Source organism: Cupriavidus sp. HPC(L), assembly GCF_000307735.3.
Classification (GTDB): Bacteria; Pseudomonadota; Gammaproteobacteria; order Burkholderiales; family Burkholderiaceae; genus Cupriavidus.
In genome coordinates, this window is sequence record NZ_AMPR02000217.1 from 1 (window position 1) to 4915 (window position 4915).

The following is a 4915-nucleotide window of genomic DNA, read 5'->3' on the forward strand; positions in this document are numbered from 1 at the left end:
AGATTGCGGGAACGGCCGGTCGTGGACGCGGCGCGCGCGTCACCGCCGCGCCAAATCCGTGCGGACGTTGGCATGCTTTCTGCTAACATGCTTCGTCCTTTTGAAGGCCGGTCGCCGCCGGCAGGCGGCAGCGATGCGCCCCCGGCGGCCGGCACGTGAATGGCTCCAACTGAACTCAGCCGAATTACCAGGAGATAGGCATGGCGCAGAGCGTTGCAGATGTGATGAAGCTGGTGAAGGAAAACGACGTCAAGTTCGTCGACTTCCGTTTCACCGACACCAAGGGCAAGGAGCAGCACGTGTCCGTGCCGACCTCGCACTTCGGTGACGACAAGTTCGAGAGCGGCCATGCTTTCGACGGCTCGTCCATCGCTGGCTGGAAGGGTATCGAGGCCTCGGACATGCTGCTGATGCCGGACCCGAACACCGCCCATATCGACCCGTTCTACGAAGAGCCGACGCTGGTGCTGACCTGCGACGTGGTCGAGCCGTCGGACGGCAAGGGCTACGACCGCGACCCGCGTTCGATCGCCAAGCGCGCCGAAGCCTATCTGAAGAGCACCGGCCTGGGCGACACCGCCTACTTCGGTCCGGAGCCCGAGTTCTTCATCTTCGACGGCGTGACCTGGAACGTCGACATGCAGGGCTGCTTCGTCAAGATCCACTCGGAAGAAGCGCCGTGGTCGTCGGGCCGCGAATTCGAGCACGGCAACAGCGGCCACCGTCCGGGCAAGAAGGGCGGCTACTTCCCGGTCGCCCCGATCGACACGTTCCAGGACATGCGTTCGGAAATGTGCCTGATCCTGGAATCGCTGGGCATCCCCGTCGAAGTCCACCACCATGAAGTGGCCGGCCAGGGCCAGAACGAGATCGGCACCAAGTTCAGCACGCTGGTGCAGCGCGCCGACTGGACGCAGCTGCAGAAGTACGTGATCCAGAACGTCGCCCACACCTACGGCAAGACCGCGACCTTCATGCCGAAGCCTGTGGTCGGCGACAACGGCTCGGGCATGCACGTGCACCAGTCGATCTGGAAGGACGGCCAGAACCTGTTCGCGGGCAACGGCTACGCCGGCCTGTCGGAGTTCGCGCTGTACTACATCGGCGGCATCATCAAGCACGCCCGTGCGCTGAACGCGATCACCAACCCGGGTACCAACTCGTACAAGCGTCTGGTGCCGGGCTTCGAAGCCCCGGTCAAGCTGGCCTACTCGGCCCGCAACCGCTCGGCCTCGATCCGCATCCCGTACGTGGCGAACCCGAAGGGCCGCCGCATCGAGACGCGCTTCCCGGATCCGCTGATGAACCCGTACCTGGGCTTCGCCGCGCTGATGATGGCCGGCCTGGACGGCGTGCAGAACAAGATCCACCCGGGCGAAGCCGCGGACAAGAACCTGTATGACCTGCCGCCGGAAGAGGATGCGAAGATCCCGACCGTGTGCGCGAGCCTGGATCAGGCCCTCGAGTACCTCGACAAGGACCGCGAGTTCCTGACCCGGGGCGGCGTGTTCAGCAACACGATGATCGACGCCTACATCGAACTGAAGATGGAGGAAGTGACCCGCTTCCGCATGACCACCCATCCGCTCGAGTTCGAGATGTATTACTCGCTGTAAGCGCTCGCTGCCAGCACGCGCTGTAAGCACACCGTGCTTGTTGCACCAGGAAGGGGCGGCCTCGGCTGTCCCTTTTTGTTTGGCTCGCTAGAATTGGGCTTCCTCCGATCTCGATGCCTCTTGATGCGACGCCCGTCCATGACCGCGACCCTGTCTTCGTTCCGCTTGCCGCACCGCCCCGGTGCCGGATCGGCGCCGCCTGCCCGGCCCGGTGCATCGGCCGCCCTGTTGTTGGGCGTCGCCGCGGCACTCGGTTCCGCTGGCGTGTCGCCGGCAGCGGCGCAGGCCGCGCCGAACGGCTCGGAGATCTACGTCTGCAGCGGCCCGAAGGGCGTGCCCGAATACCGCAACGGCAACGGCGGCAAGGGCTGCAGGCGGCTGGACCTGCCCGAGGTGCTGACCGTGCCGGTGACCCGCCAGCCGTCACGCGGCGGTGGTGGCGGTGGTGGCGGCGGTGGCGGTGGTGCGGCGCCGCTCGAAGGCGCGACCGCGGCGAATTTTCCGCGCATCGATGCGGCCACGCAGCGCCGCCGGGACGGCGAACGCCGCGCGGTGCTGGAAGAGGAGCTGCGCAGCGAACAGGCCAAGCTGGCCGCGCTGCGCGCGCAATTCAACGAGGGTCAGCCGGAGCGGCAGGGCGACGAGCGCAACTACCAGCGCTATCTGGACCGGACCGCCGCGCTGCGCGACGACATCGCGCGCAGCGAGGCCAATGCGGCCGCGCTGCGGCGCGAGCTGGCCAACCTGAAGGACTGAGGATCGATCGATGCGCCGCCTGATTCGCAGCGTTTCACGCAAGGTCGGCGGCGGCGAACGCGCGCCGGCCGACGACGACACCGGGTCGCCGGCAAGCGCCGCGCCACCGGTGGCGCCCGCGTTGGCCGCGTTGACCGGACTTGCGGCGGGGCTCGACATGATGCCGAACCCGGTGCTGCTGGTCGCGCAGCCCGGCATGCGGATCGTCTATGCGAACCCGGCGGCCGAGGCGAGCTTCGGCCTCTCGCGCAAGTCGATGCTGGAGCTGTCGCTGTCGGCGCTGTTCGGCCGCGCCGACGAGCTCGACGCGATGATCGATTCGGTGCTGGCGCGCCAGGTCGACGCGCGGCGCCAGGACGTGGTCCTGCAACCGCCGCTGCGCGAGCCGATGCACGCGCACGTGGTGATCGGCGGCATCGACGCCAGCCCCGGCACCGCGCTGGTCGAGGTGCTGCCCAACGAGCAGAAGGTCCGCAGTGAACGGGAGGAACGGATCCTCGACCTGACCTCGGCCAACAAGGAGCTGATCCGCAATCTGGCCCACGAGATCAAGAACCCGCTGGGCGGCATCCGCGGCGCGGCGCAGCTGCTCGAATTCGAGCTGCCCGAGCGCAGCCTGCGCGAGTACACGCAGGTCATCATCAAGGAATCGGACCGCCTGCAGACGCTGGTCGACCGGCTGCTCGAACCGCACCGGCATCCGCATATCGTGCGCGAGCTCAATATCCACGAGGTGCTCGAGCGGGTGCGCTCGGTGGTGCTGGCCGAATTCCCCAATGGCCTCGAGATCGTGCGCGACTACGACGCCAGCCTGCCCGAGCTGTCGGGCGACATCGAGCAGCTGATCCAGGCCGTGCTCAACATCGTCCATAACGCGGCGCAGGCGCTGGCCGAGCGCATCGCGCGCGGCGATGCGCAGATCGTGCTGCGCACGCGCGTCGCGCGCCAGGTCACGATCGCCAAGCGGCTGTACAAGCTGGCATTGGACTTGCATGTGATCGACAACGGTCCGGGCATTCCCGACGATATTCGCGAACGCATCTTCTACCCGCTGGTGTCGGGCAGGGATGGCGGCAGTGGGCTCGGTCTGACACTGGCGCAGACCTTCGTGCAGCAGCACGAGGGATTGATCGAATGCGAGAGCCGGCCCGGCTGTACCGATTTCCGCATCCTGCTGCCGCTGCGCTGAATCGCCCGAGATCGGCTGACGATCGATGCCTCCCCCGCCGGGCGGCGGGCTGAACAGCGCAGCGAAGGCGGACCTCCGAAACACCGAGCAGACAAGCGACGCACATGAAGCCGATCTGGATAGTCGACGACGATCAATCTATTCGCTGGGTCCTGGAAAAGGCCCTGGCCCGGGAGAGCCTGCTGTCCCGCAGCTTTACCAATGTGCGCGACGTGCTGTCGGCGCTCGAGGAAGACGAGCCCCAGGTCCTGATCTCGGACATCCGCATGCCCGGCGGTTCGGGGCTCGATCTGCTGCAGGCGATCAAGGCGCGCCATCCGGGCCTGCCGGTGATCGTGATGACGGCCTATTCGGATCTCGACAGCGCGGTGGCGGCCTTCCAGGGCGGCGCCTTCGAATACCTGGCCAAGCCCTTCGACGTCGACAAGGCCGTCGAGCTGATCCGCCGCGCGCTCGAGGAAAGCCTGCGCGAGGAGGAGATGGACGACCGCCTGCTCGACGCGCCGGAGATCCTCGGCCAGGCGCCGGCGATGCAGGACGTGTTCCGCGCGATCGGCCGGCTGTCGCAGTCGAACGTGACGGTGCTGATCACCGGCGAGTCGGGCACCGGCAAGGAGCTGGTCGCCCGCGCGCTGCACAAGCACAGCCCGCGTGCCAACGGCCCGTTCATCGCGCTCAATACCGCGGCGATTCCGAAGGACCTGCTCGAGTCCGAACTGTTCGGCCACGAGCGCGGCGCCTTCACCGGCGCGCAGACGATGCGGCGCGGCCGCTTCGAACAGGCCGAGGGCGGCACGCTGTTCCTCGACGAAATCGGCGACATGCCGTTCGACCTGCAGACGCGGCTGCTGCGCGTGCTGTCGGACGGCAACTTCTATCGGGTCGGCGGCCACAATCCGCTGCGCGCCAATGTGCGCGTGATCGCCGCCACCCACCAGAACCTTGAAACGCGCGTCAAGGAGGGACTGTTCCGCGAGGACCTGTTCCACCGCCTGAACGTGATCCGGTTGCGGCTGCCGCCGCTGCGGGAACGGCCAGAGGACATCACGCTGCTGGCGCGGCATTTCCTGCAGAAGAGCGCCAAGGAGCTGGGCGTCGAACCGAAGCGGATGTCCGACGAGGCGCTGGCCTACGTCAGCACGCTGCCGTTCCCCGGCAACGTGCGGCAACTGGAAAACCTGTGCAACTGGCTGACCGTGATGGCGCCGGCGCAGACCATCGAGGTCAAGGATCTGCCGCGCGAGATGATCGGCGGCGGTGCCCCGGACGGGCAGGCCGGCATGGCCGGCTACGGCGGCGCGCGCGTGACCGAACGCGACGCGCAGGGCGGCGCCGAGGCGGCCGAGGCGGGGGC

Annotated in this window: 4 protein-coding genes; all 4 read left to right on the forward strand. The window is 67.5% G+C overall.

Going from position 1 to position 4915, the window contains the following annotated elements; genetic code table 11:
- Positions 1-200: 200 nt before the first annotated feature.
- Complete coding sequence (locus tag B551_RS13295; protein ID WP_023264285.1) at positions 201-1616, forward strand: 3-hydroxylaminophenol mutase; 1416 nt, start codon at positions 201-203, stop codon at positions 1614-1616.
- A gap of 138 nt (positions 1617-1754) precedes the next feature.
- Positions 1755-2372, forward strand: coding sequence for a DUF4124 domain-containing protein (locus B551_RS13300; protein ID WP_253281350.1), 618 nt, complete (start codon positions 1755-1757; stop codon positions 2370-2372).
- 10 nt (positions 2373-2382) lie between these two features.
- Complete coding sequence (gene glnL, locus B551_RS13305) at positions 2383-3561, forward strand: nitrogen regulation protein NR(II) (RefSeq protein WP_006578618.1); 1179 nt, start codon at positions 2383-2385, stop codon at positions 3559-3561.
- A 104-nt stretch (positions 3562-3665) separates the two neighbouring features.
- A partial coding sequence (gene ntrC, locus B551_RS13310; RefSeq protein WP_023264287.1) for a nitrogen regulation protein NR(I) occupies positions 3666-4915 on the forward strand: 1250 nt, incomplete at its 3' end.